The following is a 16,882-nucleotide window of genomic DNA, read 5'->3' on the forward strand; positions in this document are numbered from 1 at the left end:
GCCAGTGGCCGGAGAACCATCCGGCCACCATCGGTCCACCTCCCATTCATTCCGTCGTGTTCTGCTATGCCCGAGCAACAGGTTTACCCCGGAGTAACTTCCGGAACAGCGCCCGTTCCACAAGAGAGCGGGTGTCGTCCAAAGGGCCCCACAGGGCCCCCTAATGAAAGTTAGAGCGGATGCACCAACAACATTGGAAATTAGCAGCGGGAACGGTCTTGTCAGTGGGGTTGCTTGCCGCCCCACTGACGGCCGCTCCGGCCATGGCAGCGGATGAACCGTCCGCCCCCGCAGGCACATCGCCCGTGGTGATCAACGAGGCCTACCTCAGCGGTGGCAGCAGCGGTGCGGCCTTCAAGAATAAGTTCGTCGAACTCTACAACTCCTCGGACGCGCCGGTCAGCCTGGCGGGGTGGTCGTTGCAGTACCGGTCCGGCACAGCCACTGCAGCACCCACGGGGATCACTCCCCTCACGGGCAGCATCCCGGCAAAGGGCTATTTCCTGGTTCAAGGTGCCACCAACAGCGGAACGTCCACGGCGCCTGCACTTCCCCCGGCCGATGTGCAAGCTACAGGTACTCTGAACCCCAGCGGAACCACTGGCACGCTGCTCCTGGCCAAGCAGGCCACCGCAGTGTCTCCTTTGCCGTCAGGTTCCGTGACGGGGAACGCGGCCATTGCCGACCTTCTGGGCTATGGCACCTCCAACACCTTTGAGGCTGCCGTTGCCCCGGCACCCACCGGCAACTCGGACGTCAAGAGCCTCAACCGGACCAACGGTGTGGACACTGACTCCAACGCCGCAGACTTCAGCCTCAGCGCCACCATCACCCCTACGCCCTCCAATGGCGGAACTCCTCCCACCGATCCTGAGCCGCAACCCGGGGTCAAGGCCATCGCGGAGATCCAAGGAACCGGTCCGGCAAGCCCGCTCGTCGGCAGTACGGTGACCACGCGAGGCAAGGTCACCGCGGTCTACGCAACCGGCGGCTTCAACGGCTACAACATCCAGACCCCCGGAACCGGCGGCGATACCGCCGGGGCGGCCAGGACGGCGTCGGACGCTTTGTTCGTCTATTCACCCACGACGGCTGGAACGGTCCAGGAGGGCGACTACCTGGAACTCACCGGTGTTGTCAGCGAATTCGCCAACCAGACCCAGCTCACCGTTGATGCTGCGGGGTTCAAGAAGCTCACAGAGGCCGCACCCGAGGTCAAGTCCACACCGTTCACCTTGCCGGCCAACGAGGCCGCCCGCGAAAGCCTCGAGGGCATGCTCGTTTCGCCGCAGGGTGACTTCACGGTCACGGACAACTACTCCCTGAACCAGTACGGCGAGATCGGCCTGGCGGCCGGCACATCGCCCTTGGTACAGCCGACGGCGGTAGCCACCTACGGCTCGCCGGAGTACGCCGCGGTAGTTGCGGACAACGCGCTTCGCGGCATCAAGCTCGACGACGGCGCGTCCACCAACTTCCTCAAGGACGCCACCACCAAAGCCCAGCAATTGCCGTACCTGACCGCGTCGGACCCCGTACGTGTGGGCTCGCCCGCGAAGTTCCGGACCGACGTCATTTTGGGTTACGGCAACAACTCATGGAAATTCCAGCCCCTCGCGGCCCTGAGCCCGGCAAACGCTGAGTCCGTTCAGCCTGCGAGCTTCACCGCCACCCGGCCCGAGGGTCCTGCTGATGTAGGTGGCAGCCTCAAGCTCGCTTCCTTCAACGTGCTCAACTACTTCCCCACCACCGGCGACCAGCTGCCCGGATGCGTCTTCTACACCGACCGCGATGGCAACCCGATCACGGTCAAGGAAGGCTGCAACGCCCGCGGCGCTGCCAACGCGGAGAACTTTGAGCGCCAGCAGAGCAAGATCGTCGCCGCCATAACCAAAGCGGGTGCCGACGTCGTGTCGCTCGAAGAGATCGAAAACTCGGCACAGTTCGGCAAGAACCGTGACGACGCGTTGTCCAAGCTGGTGGATGCCCTCAACGTCAAGACCCCTGGCGTGTGGGACTACGTGCGCACACCCGCAAATGCTCCCCCGCTCAGCGATGAAGACATGATCCGCACCGCTTTTATCTACAAGAAGGCCGTGGCGGAGCCCGTTGGCGAGTCCATCATCCACAACGACACTGTGGCCTTCGCAAGTGCCCGCAAGCCCCTCGCGCAGCTCTTCAAGCCTGTGGGCGGAGATGATGACAAGAAGTTCATCGCGATCGTGAACCACTTCAAGTCCAAGGGCTCCGCAGCCACACCGGACGACACAGACAAGGGCCAGGGCGCCTCAAATATCGCCCGCACCAAGCAGGCCGAATCGCTGCTGGCTTTCTCCAAGGACCTTCAAGCCTCCAAGGGCACCGACAAGGTCTTCCTGATCGGTGACTTCAACGCCTACTCCAAGGAAGACCCCATCAACGTCCTGACCGGCGCCGGCTACACCGATCTCGAAGTTGGTACGGGTAAGCACTCATACCTCTTTGGCGGCATGGTGGGTTCCTTGGACCACATCCTTGCTTCCCCGGCTGCCGCTGAGGCAGTCACGGGAACCGACATCTGGAACATCAACTCCGTAGAGTCCGTGGCGCTGGAGTACAGCAGGTATAACAACAATGTGACCAACTACTATGCCGAGGACGAGTTCCGGGCCAGCGACCACGACCCCGTAGTGGTGGGCCTGAACCTGACCACCGAGGCTCCGGCAACCGTTGACCTGCAGTTCCTGGGCATCAACGACTTCCACGGTCGCATCGATTCCAACACCGTGCTCTTCGCGGGCACCGTTGAGAAGCTCCGTGCGGCGGCTACCCCCGGCGCTACGGCCTTCATCTCAGCCGGTGACAACATCGGAGCTTCGCTCTTCGCGTCATCCGTAGCGAAGGACCAGCCCACCATTGACGTCCTGAACACTCTTGAACTGCAGGCTTCCGCGGTAGGCAACCACGAGTTCGACGGCGGCTGGCAGGACCTGCGCGACCGCGTCATATCTGGAGGCAACAACGCCAAGTTCGCCTACCTTGGTGCGAACGTCTACCAAAAGGGCACCACCACTCCGGTCTTGCCGGAGTACAAGGTCCTGGACATGAACGGCATGCGCGTAGCCGTTATCGGCACGGTCACGCAGGAAGTTCCTTCCTTGGTAACCCCTGCCGGAATCACGGATCTCGAATTCGGGGATCCGGTGGAAGCCATCAATCGGGTTGCCGCGAAGATCAAGGCTGAAAACCTTGCTGACCTCATCATCGTGGAAAACCACGACGGCGCCGCTTCCGGTACGCCGGAGGGCGCCACCCTGGAGCAGGAAGTTGCCGCCGGCGGACCCTTCGCCAAGCTCGTCAACGAAACCACTCCTGACGTCGCGGCGATCTTCACCGGGCACACGCACAAGGAATACGCCTGGGATGCCCCGGTACTGGACGCCAACGGCCAGCCGACCGGCAAGACCCGCCCCATCGTGCAGACCGGAAACTACGGCGAAAACGTCGGCAGCGTGACCCTCACGGTGGACACGGCCAGCAAGTCGGTGACGGCATACAAAGCCGCGGTCATCGACCGGACCACCGAGACCGCTGAAAGCCTGGTCGCTGCCTACCCGCGGGTGGCGGCAGTGAAGACGATCGTGGACAAGGCCCTCGCCCAAGCAGCAGAGATCGGCAACCAGCCGGTAGGTACAGTGACCGCTGATATCACTACGGCATTCACGCCGGACCCCGCCGGCGGCGCCCCCAAGCGGGACGATCGCGCGAGTGAGTCCACCCTGGGCAACCTTGTCGCGGACTCGCTGGTGGACACGCTCAAGGCGCCTGAGCTGGGCGCGGCGGAGATCGGCGTCGTGAATCCCGGTGGCCTGCGCAACGAGCTCTACTACGCACCGGACGGCACCATCACGTACGCCGAGGCCAACGCGGTCCTGCCGTTCGTGAACAACCTGTGGACCACGTCATTGACGGGTACACAGTTCAAGACGCTCCTGGAGCAGCAATGGCAGACGAACCCTGACGGCACCATTCCCAGCCGCCCCTATCAGCAGCTGGGACTGTCCAAGAACGTGAACTACACCTACGACGCCGCACGCCCCGCAGGTGACCGCATCACCGGCATCTGGGTCAATGGCGCTGTGATCGACCCCGCCAAGCAGTACAAGATCGGCACCTTCAGCTTCCTGGCTACCGGCGGTGACAACTTCCGGGTGTTCAAGGAAGGCAGCAACACGAAGGACACCGGTTTGGTGGATCGCGATGCGTGGATCAAGTACCTGAAAGCACACAAACCCGTGTCTCCGGACTTCGCGCGTCGTTCTGTTGCTGTGGTGAACTCCACCGCAGCCGAGGTCAAGGCGGGAGAATCCATGGCCTTGGCTGTCTCCAAGCTGAATCTGACGTCCATCGGCAGTCCGGCAAACGCGTCGCTCAACGCCGTCTTCGTGGACAGCAAGGGCGCAGCGGTGACGCTTGGCTCCGTGCCGGTCACGGCTGGCGCGGCCACTGTGAACCTCAAGGTTCCCGCCGCGGCAGCTGCAGGCACCGGCACAGTGGTGCTCACCGCCGTCGAAAGTGGAACTGTGGTGAAGGCGCTGGTGAAGGTGACTGAGAGCGGACCCAACCCACCGCAGTGCACTCCCCCGGTGAAGCCGTCCAAGTGGTACGACATCGTGGGCTGGCTCCGGTACGCCTTCGCATGGTTGGAGTACCAGAAGTGCTTGAGGGGCTAGCAACCTCCCAGTGACACAACACCCTTAGTGACACAACAGGGCAGGGCCCCTCACGATCTTCCTTCGTGAGGGGCCCTGCTTTTTGTCGGACGGTTTACTTGTTTGCCGGTTCCGGCTCTTGGACCCTGTCCGCATCCCGCTGCAGTTCGGCCTGGAACGCCGCGTAGCGGGCCAGATGTGCAGGACGGCGGCGGAGGATCGCCCACGCGACGCCCAGCATCAGGAACCACAGCGGAGTAGCAAGCAGGGCGGCGAGCGTGTCCGGCTGCGTGGTCAGCGTCCACAGCACGAAGGCGAAGAAGGCGAACACTACCCACACCATCACCACGCCGCCGGGCATCTTGAAGGCCGAGGAATCGTGCAGGTGCGGACGGCGCTTCCGGAAGGCCAGGTAGCTGGCCAGGATGATGGACCATACGAAGACGAAGCACACGGCGGACACTGTGGTGACCATGTCGAACGCCTTGCCGATGTCCGAGCCGGCGTACATGAGAACGACGCCGGACAGCAGCAGGACGCAGGACAGGAACAGGGCGTTACGGGGTACTTTGCGTCCGGAGAGCGCGCCGAACACCTTGGGGGCGTCGCCTTCCTGCGCCAGACCGAACACCATGCGGGACGTGGAGTAGATGCCCGAGTTGGCCGATGACATGGCGGAGGTCAGCACCACGAGGTTGACGATGGTGGCCGCTGCGCCGAGGCCAGCGAGCGAGAACATGGCGATGAACGGGCTGTGACCGGCAGCGAACTGGGTCCACGGGGTGACGGACATGAGGATGATGAGCGCGCCTACGTAGAAGAGCAGGACGCGGATGGGGATGGAGTTGATGGCCTTGGGCAGGTTCTTCTCCGGGTCCTTGGCCTCAGCGGCGGTGGTTCCTACCAGTTCGATGCCCACGAACGCAAAGACGGCGATCTGGAAGCCGGCCACGAATCCCATGAACTCGTTGGGGAAGAATCCGCCGTGGCTCCAAAGGTTGGTGAAGCTGGCCGGTCCGGCGTCGGACTGGAAACCGCTGAAAATCATGAAGAGGCCAACGATGATCAACGCCGCGATGGCGACGATCTTGATGAGGGCAAACCAGAACTCGGTCTCGCCGAAGGCCTTGACCGTGGCAAGGTTCAGGAGCAGGAGAATGCCAATCGTGATCAGCCCTGGAACCCAGAGCGGCAAGGACGGCCAGAGTTCCTGGGAGTACCCGGCGATCGCGATGACGTCCGCGATCCCGGTAATCACCCAGCAGAACCAGTACGTCCAACCGGTGAAGAATCCGGCCCAAGGGCCGAGCAGGTCAGCAGCGAAATCGCTGAAGGATTTATAGTTCAGGTTACTTAGCAGCAGTTCACCCATGGCGCGCATGACGAAGAACAGCATGAAGCCGATGATCATGTACACGAAAATGACGGAAGGGCCGGCAGCGGAGATGGTCTTGCCGGAGCCCATGAAGAGTCCCGTGCCAATCGCTCCGCCGATGGCGATGAGCTGGATGTGGCGGTTGCTGAGCTGACGCTCGAGGTGCGGTGAATCGGTACCGGTGGAAGGCTGAATCGTCAAAGGAACTCCATCGTTCAGGCGGCACAGGGTGCCACAAGATTCGGGTTCCTCCCCGCTCTGTAGATGGACCTGAGAGTTTCCGCAGGCGTGGGCCCGCTTGCACCTTCGGTGAGCCCGGTGACCGGACTGCTTTCCAGAGTTGCCTCGCCGCGGCGGTACGTGGGCCTGAGAGATTCCTGGGGAGGGTTTGCTCCTACGGCGCCTGTGGTGATGTACCGGCAGGGCTCTCCCGCCGCGGATCAAAAGCGCGCATCACCAACTGGGTGATGCAGCTCACACAGTAACGAAGGGCGGGCTGCTCCGCAACCCCGCGTTGCTAGCCGGCCAGAATGCTACGGGCAATCTCATCGGCGTCACGGAGGGTCCGTTGTCCGCTGGCGTAGGCTGGCCCGGTGCGGGGTCTGGCTTCCGCGGCTATGGCCGTGCCCCACTGCGACGCAGAAAGTTGAAGGCCCAAAACATACAGATGTTTCGTGATGGATCCGTTCGCAGCCACGGGACGGTAAGGATGCGGTTCCACGTCCAGGCCTGTGGTCTGCACGGGCGCGCCCTCACCACCCATCATGATCTTGGTACGCACCAATCCATCAGCCATCAGTTGCTCCAGCAGCGGGGAGACGTTCATGCCCACCCTGTTTGCCGGCGACATCGCCTCGATAAGCGTCGGTGCTTCAACCGGCGCGTCGTGTACCCACGGCGAAACCGCCCGGAACACCTTTGTGGCCCTGTCCACGCTGAACTTCGGGTCCGGTCCGACAAAACTTACGACGCCGGCACGCGCCAAGGCGGCCAGCTGCTCCGAGCGCAGCGCAGGCGCCCCGCTGGCCAGCCCTTCAACGAAGGACTCGAACCAGCCCCGCAACCCTGCCAGCCATGACTCGTCCGTAATCCCGCCGTCTGCCACCACCGACTTGAGGATTGCCCGGCCGGTATGCAGGGCACCGATGGCCATCTTGACCGGGTCCGCTTCGCCCAGGGCCGATCGTCGGGCGTCGTCATCCAGGTACGCCGTAATGGCCGCATCCAGCTCACCCCGGGAGGCAAAGGTGCGTCCAGCCAGTGGTGCGGCAAGTCCGCGGAGGTTCAACCGGCGGGAGGAACCGACGTGCTTTTCCACGAGATCGCCCACGCTGGCCTCCCAGTGCGTGGTGGTGTGCGCATGCGGCTGGAGTGCGTCCTCAAGATCAGCCAGGAACTGGGCAGGGTCCTTTATTGCCGTGGGCTGGGTCCGGGCCAGCGTTGAATAGTACGCCCACAACGCGTCGCGGTGAAGCAGCGGCCAGAGGTCGTGATCAAAGCCCGGTTGGATTCCGGCCGCGCGGAACCGGTCCACGGCGTCTTCAGTCAGGTAGCGCATGGTGATGCTGCTGGGGTAATAGCCCGCCAGCCCTGCTTTGGCTCGGTAGGGCGTGCCACGGCGGGAGGCGGCGATGATCTTCGGCTCCCGCCCCGACGCCCGGTACTCCAACACGCCGGCGCCCGGTGCGCCGGCAGCGACAAACTTGCCACCGCGGCCCTCGGTCAACTGGCCCATGACGTCGAAAAAGTTCAATCCCATACCGCGGACCAGCACTGGCTCGTTGTCCGGCACGGCCTGCCAGTCCACGTCCGCCGGCGGCGAGGGCGGGAAGTACAGAAGACCCTGCTCATCGGCCGCACTCTTGAATGACCGTTGCTCAGGATTCAGTCGGGACCCGATATGTCCCAGCGCGAGGACCACGGAGCCGACCGTGAGCGTCGCACCGTTGGCGAGTTCGACGTCGAACCCGTCCTTCACAGGCCGGGCAGCCACGGCGAGAGTCTCGTGGAAGGTGACCTCAACGCCGTCGGGCAACCGCTTCAGCAGCCCCTCCAAGGTTTGACGCAAGTACCGCCCGTATAACGCCCGGCTGGGGAAGTTGTTCGAGTCCAGGACAGCCAACTCCGCCTTTTCGGCGCCGTTCAGTCCCACGCCATCACGACGACGGGCCTCGCGCCACTGATCGAACGAACCACCCGTCAACGGCTGGGCGAGCTCGGGGTCTTCAGGGATGAACGTCGGATAAAAGGACTGGGTGTTCATCAGATACAGGCGCGACTGCTCCGGCTGCCATACATGGCCCGAACCAGCCGGGAAAGGGTCAACGACATGGATGTGCAGGGCGGTTGATTTGGGTGTCTCCGCAGCCCAATTCGCAAGCAACCTCTCAAGGACACTGGTGCCCCGAGGGCCGGCCCCAATCAGGGCTACACGGTTGGTCTGCGATTCATCCACGCTCCAGCCTAACTTCTGCGTGACTTGCTTACCGTTGAACAGTGTTGCTTGGATGGGGCGATGACCACCACAGAAGCTGATCAGACGCCACTTCCCGAGAATGACACTGCGACGGCCGCCGGACCGCGCCACGCTGCGGACGTCGCGCCTGAGCCCACGGATGAAAACGTCTGGCTGGAAGACATCCACGGCGAAGAACAGCTGGCGTGGGTCCGCGAACAGAACGCCCGCACCGAGGAACTCCTGGAGGACTCCGAGTACGCCGCTGTTGAAGCCGGCATCCTGGAAGTCCTCGACTCAACGGACCGCATCGCCATGGTCTCCAAACGTGGCGACTACTACTACAACTTCTGGAAGGACCAGGAACACCCCAAGGGCCTCTGGCGCCGCACCACCTGGGAGAGCTACCTCCGCGAGGAGCCGGAGTGGGATGTCTTGCTGGACGTGGATGCCCTTGCCGCCGCCGAGGGTGTCGAGTGGGTGTTCCACGGCGCCGGATTCCTCCGGCCAGCCGATGGCAGCGAGTACCGACTGGCAATGGTTTCGCTCTCCCCCGACGGCGGCGACGCTGACCGCCACCGCGAGTTCGACGTCGAATCCCGCACCTTCGTGGAGGGCGGCTTTGACCTCCCCACAGCCAAGGGCAACGTCAGTTGGCTCGATGCGGACACGCTCCTCGTGTCCAGCACCGCCGAAGGGCTGCCCGCGACCACCTCCTCCTACGCACGGACCGGCGTGACGCTGCGCCGTGGCCAATCGCTTGCCCAGGCCGAGCGCCTCTTTGAAATCCCCGAGGACCACATGCTGGCAATGGTGGCCCACGACTCGACCCCGGGATACGAGCGCACCTTCGCCGTGGACTACATCGACTTCTACAACCGCACCACCTCGTTGCTGAAGGACGACTCGTGGGTGGCGATAGACGTTCCCACCGATGTGAATATCAGCGCCCACCGTGACTGGCTGCTATTCCGTCCGCAGAAGGACTGGGATGTTGCCGGCGTTGTCTACCCGGCGGGGTCCTTGCTGGCTGCTGACTTCGATTCCTATCTTGCGGGGTCCCGTTCCCTGCTGGTCCTCTTCACCCCGGATGTCCAAACGTCGTTGCAGTCCTGGAGCTGGACCAAGGACTACCTGCTGCTGAACCTCCTGCGCGACGTCTCCTCCGAGATCCGGGTGCTGGATCCATCCACTGTCGACTCCGGCGGCGTGTGGGGATCCACCGTCCTGGATGCCTGCCCGCCGCTTCACGACGTCAACGCCTATGCCGTGGACGACGAAGACCCAGGCGCTGCCGGCAACGACTTCTGGCTGGTGGCCACCGGCTTCACCACCCCCACTACCTTGACCCGCGGAACACTGACGCGCGGTGCGGATGGGCAGTCCGATGGCGGGCAGTCCGGCGGCGTGGTGAGCCAACACGCCGAGGTGAAGCGGTCGCCGTCGTTCTTCAACGAAGCCGACTACGAAGTCCAGCAGCACTTTGCTGTTTCTGAGGACGTAACCAAGGTTCCGTACTTCCAAGTCGCGTCCAAGGACCTGGTGCTCGACGGCCAGAACCCGACGCAGCTTTCCGGCTATGGCGGATTCGAGATTTCCCGGACCCCGGCATACAGCGGGTCCATCGGGCGGGCCTGGCTCGAGCGGCGCACAGTGGGCGCCTCCTCCGAGGACGGCGCCGAGGCACACTCGCGTGGCGGCGTGTACGTTGTGGCCAACATCCGAGGCGGCGGCGAGTACGGACCCTCATGGCACCGCGCCGCGCTCCAGGAAAACCGGCACCGCGCCTATGAGGACTTCGCTGCCGTGGCCAGGGACCTGATCTCCCGCGGCGTCACCAGCCGTCCCCGCCTGGGCTGCGTAGGCGGCTCCAACGGCGGGCTCCTGGTGGGGAACATGCTGACCCAGTACCCCGAACTCTTCGGCGCAGTTTCCTGCGGCGTGCCACTCCTGGACATGCGCCGGTACACCAAGCTGTCCGCAGGGTATTCGTGGATTGCCGAATACGGCGACCCCGATGTCCCCGGGCAATGGGAGTTCATCCGCACGTTCTCGCCGTACCACCTGCTTCACGACGGTGTGGAATACCCCGAGACGTTCATTTGGACCGCCACGTCCGATGACCGGGTGGGACCCGTCCAGGCCCGGAAAATGGCAGCCCGCATGCAGGCAATGGGCATCCCGAACGTCTGGTTCCACGAGGCACTTGAGGGCGGACACGCGGGAGCCTCGGACAACCGGCAGGCGGCGGCTTTGCAGGCGCGGAGCAACCACTTCCTGTGGCGTTCGCTGGCTGGAAGCAACTAACCCCTCCGTCAGGCCCATTTCGATGGTTCCCTGCACACCACGCCGCACCAACGGCGCATCCCGCAGCGAACCATCGAAATGGGCGGGCGAATGGCCGCGTTTTGCACTGGACCGCAGGTTCTGCGTATCCTTGGTGGGCTAGCAATAGCAAAGGGAGACGTGCCAGAGCGGCCGAATGGGCTTCACTGCTAATGAAGTGTGGGGCACAACTCCACCGGGGGTTCAAATCCCCCCGTCTCCGCGAATTGGTCCCGGTTTTCGAACCGGGACCTTTTGCGTTTAAGACCCGTCGCTTATGTGCGCTTCGCGCCGCCACTGACTTCGGCTCCCGCATGACGATGGAGCGCGAGGCTGTCCACAGTGCTGACCAGCATCAGCACGGCCATGGCTACGAAGGCCCCCTTGTACGCCGACACTTGATCCGGGCCGAACACGTCCGTGGCCTCAAACAGGCGCAGGAACAAGGCACCCACGGCGATCCCGGCCGCAGCCGCCAACTGAACCAGCGTTGCCGAGATGGCGTTGGCCGAGGGCAGCTGCCCCGGGATGATGTCCGCATACTGCACCGAGGCGTACGCGGAGAAGCCGATGGAACGGAAGGCACAGCTGAACAGCAACAAGGCGAAAATGAGCGGCTCGGGTGTTTGGGCATCAAGGAAAGCGCACAAGCCAAACGTCACGGCTGAAGCAAACGACGCAAAGACCAGCACGGGCTTGAACCCGAAACGCCTGATCAAAGGCGTAGTGGCCGGTTTGATCCCAATGTTGCCCACGAACACCGCTGCCACCATCACGCCTGCCTTGAGGGGATCCCAGCCGAACCCGTCCTGGAACATCAGCGGCAGCAGGAAAGGGACCGAACTGATGGTCAGCCGGTAAATGAAACCCCCGGTGGATGTTGCCCTGAACGTCCTGGTTCCGAAGACGCTGAGGTTGAAGAGCGGAACTTTGGCTTTCCTCATCCACCAGACCGCGCCCGCGAGCGACAGCACCCCTGAGGAAACCACTCCCGCGGCCAGCACGTTCGATGCGTGTCCACCCAGGGTTTCCAACCCCACCACCAACGCGCCTACACCCAGGGTGGTGAGCAACAGGCCGAACCAATCCAGCCGGCGCTTCCCGTCGAACTGCGTTCGGGGCACCAGCCTGAGGGCCGCAATGAAGGCAGCCAGGCCCAGCGGGACGTTGATGATGAAGATCCAGTGCCACGAAAGGAAGGTAGTGAGGGCGCCGCCCACCATTGGGGCCAGGACAGGAGCAAGGAGGCCGGGCCACACCAGATAAGCGGTAGCCCGCAGAAGCTCGGATTTCGGGGTGCCCCGCAGCACCACCAGGGTGCCTACAGGAACCATCATGGCCCCGCCCATGCCCTGTGCCACCCGGCTGAGCGTGAGCATAGTCAGGTCAGTGCTGATCGCACAGAGCAGCGAGGCAATAGTGAACACCGATATCGCCAGGCAGAAGATCCTGCGAGCGCCGAACCGCTCAGCAAGCCAACTGCTCAACGGAATGCCCATGGCGACTGTCACCAGGTACGCCGTCATGGTGATGTTGATGTCAGCTGGTGCCACCCGGAAATCGGAGGCGATGCTGGGAATGACCGTCGTGAGGATGGTCCCGTCCAGGAACTCCATAAAGAACGTCGCCGCCACGAGCAATGCCAGGCGCGGCCGCCAACTCGTCTGGTTGGCGGCGTCGACGTCTGTGTTGCTCGGGTTTGTGCTCATGGCTCCGGTCCGGGTTCTGGCGTATGGCCCGCGACAGGGAGCGGGCTGTTTGCTCGATCCTATAGACGCAGCGTGGGAGCGATCACAACATGACGTAGTCCTACCGGTACCGGGCCGGCACCCTACCCGGCTTGGGCCAGTGCCAGCGGCAGGACCGCACCAACCCCGGCCTGGCGCAATGCCCTGGCCGAGACGGTCATGGTCCAGCGGCTGTCAATGAGGTCATCGACCAGCAGCACGGGCTGGCCCCCGGTACCCGCCAAGGCCTGGGCAAGTTCGGGACCGACCACGAGCCTGTCCCAGACCCCGGCCAGCCGGTAGGCACTGTTGCCTCCACGAGCCCCGGTTGGCCCGCCGTGCTGGGGCTGCAGTTGCCCGAGGTAAGGCATCCGCCCAATGCCGGCTATTCCCTGGGCCAAGGATTCAACCAATTGCGGCTTGCTCCGTGACGGAATGCTGACAACTGCCGCCGGACGGCCGGCTCCGCTCCACGGGGTCCCGCCCTCCGCACCTGACCATTCGCGCAGTACTTGGACGCATGCCTGCAGCATGGCAGGGTCCACGGCTCGGTCCGGAGCTCCGGCGGCGAACAACTCCCGGAGAGCTCCGCCCCAACCGAGGTCGGTTAGCCTGGCCAGGATCCGTCCCTCGGACACGCTCTCGTCGGGCTTGATCTTGCCCTTGACCCCAACCCCGAGCCTGTCCATGCCGCTGGGCCATTGAAGGCGTGGTTCCACGGCTATGCCGGCCCGTCGCAGCGTTTGTCCCGCGGTGTCGGCTGCCGAGGCTGCCACGTCCACTGGGAACCATCGGCCGGCGCAGTTGTCGCAACGGCCGCACGCGGCAGCTGTTTCGTCGTCCAACACTGAGGTGATGAATTCCATGCGGCAACCTGCGGTGTCCTGGTAGATCACCATGGAGTCCTGCTCGTCCACACGCGCCTCTGCGATGCGTGCGTATCGCTCGGCGTCGTAGTTCCACGGCATGCCGGTGGAACGCCACCCGCCGCCGACGCGTTCTACTGCTCCGTCAACTGCCAGGACCTTCAGGAGGAGTTCCAACGGCGTGCGGCGAAGATCCACCCGGGCTTCCAGGGCGACGGTGGACAGTGCCGAGCCCGCATCTCCGAGGACGGTCAGTACGGCGTCGGCCTTTTCCGCGGACGGCATGGAGGCTGTGGCAAAGTACTGCCAGATTTCTCGGTCCTCAGAGCCGGGAAGCAACAAGACATCTGCGTTGGCCGCTCCACGTCCTGCGCGGCCAACCTGCTGGTAGTAGGCAACGGGCGACGACGGCGCGCCAAGGTGGATGACAAAGCCCAGGTCCGGCTTGTCGAAACCCATTCCCAGGGCGGACGTGGCCACGAGGGCCTTCACCTGGTTGTCCTTGAGGAGTTGCTCAGCGCGCTCCCGATCCGCAGTATCCGTCCGTCCCGTGTAAGACAGGACGTTGTGTCCCGCTTCTGCGAGGAGCCGGGCAGTGTCCTCTGCGGCCGAAACCGTGAGGGTGTAAATAATGCCGCTTCCGGGCATGTCTGCCAGGTGAGTCAGCAACCACCCCAACCGGTCCCGGGAATCGGGCAGGGTCAGAACGCCAAGGCGCAGTGATTCACGGCCGAGGGCACCCCGGATGGTCAGCACTCCGTCGCCGAGTTGTTCCTCGATGTCGTGGACCACCCGGGAGTTGGCTGTGGCTGTAGTGGCCAGGACTGGCACGGATACCGGCAACTGCGCGATGAGGTCGGCAATGCGGCGGTAATCGGGCCGGAAGTCGTGCCCCCAGTCCGAAATGCAGTGAGCCTCGTCAATCACCAGGAGTCCGGTACGGCGTATGAGCTCAGGAAGCTGGTTCTCTCTGAAGGACGGGTTTGTCAGCCGCTCGGGAGAAACCAAGAGGACATCCACCTCGTCTGCGGCCAGCTGGGCCAGGACGGTGTCCCATTCCAAAGCGTTGGCAGAGTTGATGGCCACGGCACGCACACCTGCCCGCGCGGCTGCGGCAACCTGATCACGCATGAGGGCGAGCAGGGGCGACACAATCAGCGTTGGGCCCGCTCCCCGCCTCCGCAGCAACAACGATGCGACGAAATAGACGGCGGACTTTCCCCAACCGGTTCGCTGGACAACCAACGCCCGCCGGCCGGCATCAACCAACGCCTCGATCGCTTCATACTGGCCGTCATGGAACTGCGCGTCGGGGTGCCCCACCAACTCGCGCAGGCACGCCAAGGCCTGTTGTTGGGTGGGTGATTGCACGGAAACGGCAGCATTCTGGGAGTTGTTGGCCATCACCCCAGTATTCCAGCCGACCCCGACAGCCAGAACCGTTCATCCACGCTATGTGGACAAACGACTATCCACATAGCGTCCTGCCGCATTCATGCCCAATTGCGTTGCCACAGTAGGATTGAGCGCGTGACTAGCGAGCAGAACAAGACATTCGACCTCTCGGCATCCTTCAAGGCGTATGACGTCCGCGGGATCGTGGGTGAATCCATCACGGCCGAAATCGTCGAGGCCGTGGGTGCTGCCTTTATCGACGTCCTGGGCCTCGAGGGCGAGACCGTCCTGGTCGGCGGCGACATGCGCCCCTCCTCGCCGGAGTTCAGCCAGGCCTTTGCCAACGGCGCAGCAACGCGTGGCGCGAACGTCCAACTGCTGGACCTGATCTCCACAGATGAGCTCTACTACGCATGCGGCGCTTTGAACGCCGCCGGCGCCACGTTCACCGCCAGCCACAACCCGGCCGAATACAACGGCATCAAAATGGCCAAGGCAGGCGCCCAGCCCATCTCCTCTGAGTCCGGCCTGAAGGAAATCCAGGCCCTCGCCGAGCAGTACCTGAACTCCGGCACCATCCCGGCAGCGGCAAACCGCGGTGAGATCGGCGTGCACGACGTCCTGAAGGACTACTCGGAATACCTGCGCAAACTCGTGGACCTTTCCGGCTCACGTCCGCTGAAGATCGTTGTGGACGCCGGCAACGGCATGGCCGGGCTGACCACCCCGGCAGTGCTTGGCGACAAACTGCTCCCGGCACTGCCGTTCGAGATCGTCCCGCTCTACTTTGAGCTGGACGGTTCGTTCCCCAACCACCCGGCCAACCCGTTGGAACCGGAAAACCTCCGTGACCTGCAGGCCGCTGTCATCAAACACGGCGCGGACATCGGCTTGGCCTTCGACGGCGACGCTGACCGCTGCTTCGTGATCGACGAAAAGGGTGAGTCGGTCTCCCCGTCCGCGATCACCGGTATGGTTGCCCGCCGTGAGATCGCCCGCGCCCAGGCAGCAGGGGAAGAAACCCCTGTGATCATCCACAACCTCCTCACGTCCAAGGCCGTACCTGAACTGGTGGCCAAGGACGGCGGCCGCGCGGTACGGACCCGTGTGGGACACTCCTTCATCAAAGCCGTCATGGCCGAAGAAGGCGCCGTGTTCGGCGGGGAGCACTCCGCGCACTTCTACTTCCGGGATTTCTGGAACGCCGACACCGGCATGCTTGCTGCCATGCACGTCCTGGCCGCCCTCGGCGAGCAGGACGGTCCGCTGTCCGAGCTCGGCCGTCAGTACGAGCCCTACGTCTCCTCCGGTGAAATCAACTCGGAAATCGAGGACAAGGCAGGCGCAGTCGAGCGGGTCCGCGTCGACTTTGAAACCGAAGACATCGACATCGACCACATGGACGGCAGCACATTCACGGCCAAGGACGGCAGCTGGTGGTTCAACCTGCGCCCCTCCAACACCGAACCCTTCCTGCGCCTGAACGCAGAAGCCAAGGACCAGCCCACCATGGAAAAGATCCGCGACCGCGTCCTCGCACTGGTCCGGGCATAGGTCCAGGCATGAGCGACCAGCCCGTTACCGATGGCGATTCAAGCGAATCAGACCAGGATCGCGAACTCCGTGAAACCTTGGGAACCGCGCTTGGGACTGCCCAGGAGCATCTCCAGCAGAACGGCGGATTCTTCCCGTTCGGCGTCACGTTGTCCGACGACGGTGAGCTCCGGATAATGATGATTGCCCCCGGTGAGCCGGACGAAAACGGTGACGTCGACGCCGGTCAGATGCTCACGGACATCCAGGACCTGCTACGCCAAGGCCGTGGTGATTTCCGGGCCATCGCAGTAGTAAGCGACGTCAGCCTGCCGGACCATGGATCTGACGGCATCCACGGCGCGGCCGAGCACCGGAACGGCGACGTTCTGGCCGCCATCATCCCGTACTCTCCCACGGCGGAGGGCTTCGCCTTCAGCGCGATGGAACCCGATACACACGAGCCATCCATCTGGGTGGACTAGACCCTGCCCGTGAGCTGGACCCTAACCGTG

8 protein-coding genes, 1 tRNA gene and 1 riboswitch are annotated in these 16,882 nt (G+C 63.7%); of the genes, 5 read left to right on the plus strand and 4 right to left on the minus strand.

Going from position 1 to position 16,882, the window contains the following annotated elements:
• The first annotated feature begins 179 nt into the window (after positions 1–179).
• Positions 180–4,712: an ExeM/NucH family extracellular endonuclease gene (locus GVL04_RS12325; protein ID WP_159704675.1), complete on the plus strand. Its 4,533-nt coding sequence runs from the start codon at positions 180–182 to the stop codon at positions 4,710–4,712.
• A 94-nt stretch (positions 4,713–4,806) separates the two neighbouring features.
• Here GVL04_RS12325 and cycA read toward each other — a convergent pair whose 3' ends face one another.
• The gene (cycA, locus tag GVL04_RS12330) at positions 4,807–6,267 is read right to left on the minus strand and encodes a D-serine/D-alanine/glycine transporter (protein WP_159704678.1); all 1,461 of its coding nucleotides are present in this window, start codon (positions 6,265–6,267) and stop codon (positions 4,807–4,809) included.
• Between the two features lie 143 nt (positions 6,268–6,410).
• A riboswitch (glycine riboswitch) is annotated at positions 6,411–6,509 on the minus strand.
• A 74-nt stretch (positions 6,510–6,583) separates the two neighbouring features.
• Positions 6,584–8,521, minus strand: coding sequence for an FAD/NAD(P)-binding domain-containing protein (locus GVL04_RS12335; RefSeq protein ID WP_159704681.1), 1,938 nt, complete (start codon positions 8,519–8,521; stop codon positions 6,584–6,586).
• A gap of 60 nt (positions 8,522–8,581) precedes the next feature.
• Here GVL04_RS12335 and GVL04_RS12340 point away from each other — a divergent pair, with 60 nt between their 5' ends.
• Complete coding sequence (locus GVL04_RS12340) at positions 8,582–10,828, plus strand: prolyl oligopeptidase family protein (protein WP_159704684.1); 2,247 nt, start codon at positions 8,582–8,584, stop codon at positions 10,826–10,828.
• A 153-nt stretch (positions 10,829–10,981) separates the two neighbouring features.
• Positions 10,982–11,069: transfer RNA gene (locus GVL04_RS12345), tRNA-Ser, on the plus strand.
• 52 nt (positions 11,070–11,121) lie between these two features.
• On the opposite strand, the gene GVL04_RS12350 is transcribed toward GVL04_RS12345, so the two are convergent.
• Both GVL04_RS12350 and GVL04_RS12355 read right to left on the minus strand, forming a co-directional pair.
• Positions 11,122–12,555, minus strand: a complete 1,434-nt coding sequence (locus GVL04_RS12350) for an MFS transporter (RefSeq protein ID WP_159704687.1) — start codon at positions 12,553–12,555, stop codon at positions 11,122–11,124.
• Positions 12,556–12,677: 122 nt separating this feature from the next.
• Positions 12,678–14,843: an ATP-dependent DNA helicase RecQ gene (locus GVL04_RS12355; protein ID WP_159704690.1), complete on the minus strand. Its 2,166-nt coding sequence runs from the start codon at positions 14,841–14,843 to the stop codon at positions 12,678–12,680.
• A 126-nt stretch (positions 14,844–14,969) separates the two neighbouring features.
• Between GVL04_RS12355 and GVL04_RS12360 the strand changes: the two genes are divergently transcribed.
• Both GVL04_RS12360 and GVL04_RS12365 read left to right on the plus strand, forming a co-directional pair.
• On the plus strand, positions 14,970–16,388 hold the full coding sequence (locus tag GVL04_RS12360) for a phosphomannomutase/phosphoglucomutase (protein WP_159704693.1): 1,419 nt from the start codon (positions 14,970–14,972) through the stop codon (positions 16,386–16,388).
• 8 nt (positions 16,389–16,396) lie between these two features.
• Positions 16,397–16,852: a hypothetical protein gene (locus GVL04_RS12365; protein ID WP_159704696.1), complete on the plus strand. Its 456-nt coding sequence runs from the start codon at positions 16,397–16,399 to the stop codon at positions 16,850–16,852.
• Positions 16,853–16,882: the final 30 nt, after the last annotated feature.

It is taken from the genome of Arthrobacter sp. 18067 (genome assembly GCF_902706295.1).
Classification (GTDB): Bacteria; Actinomycetota; Actinomycetes; order Actinomycetales; family Micrococcaceae; genus Arthrobacter.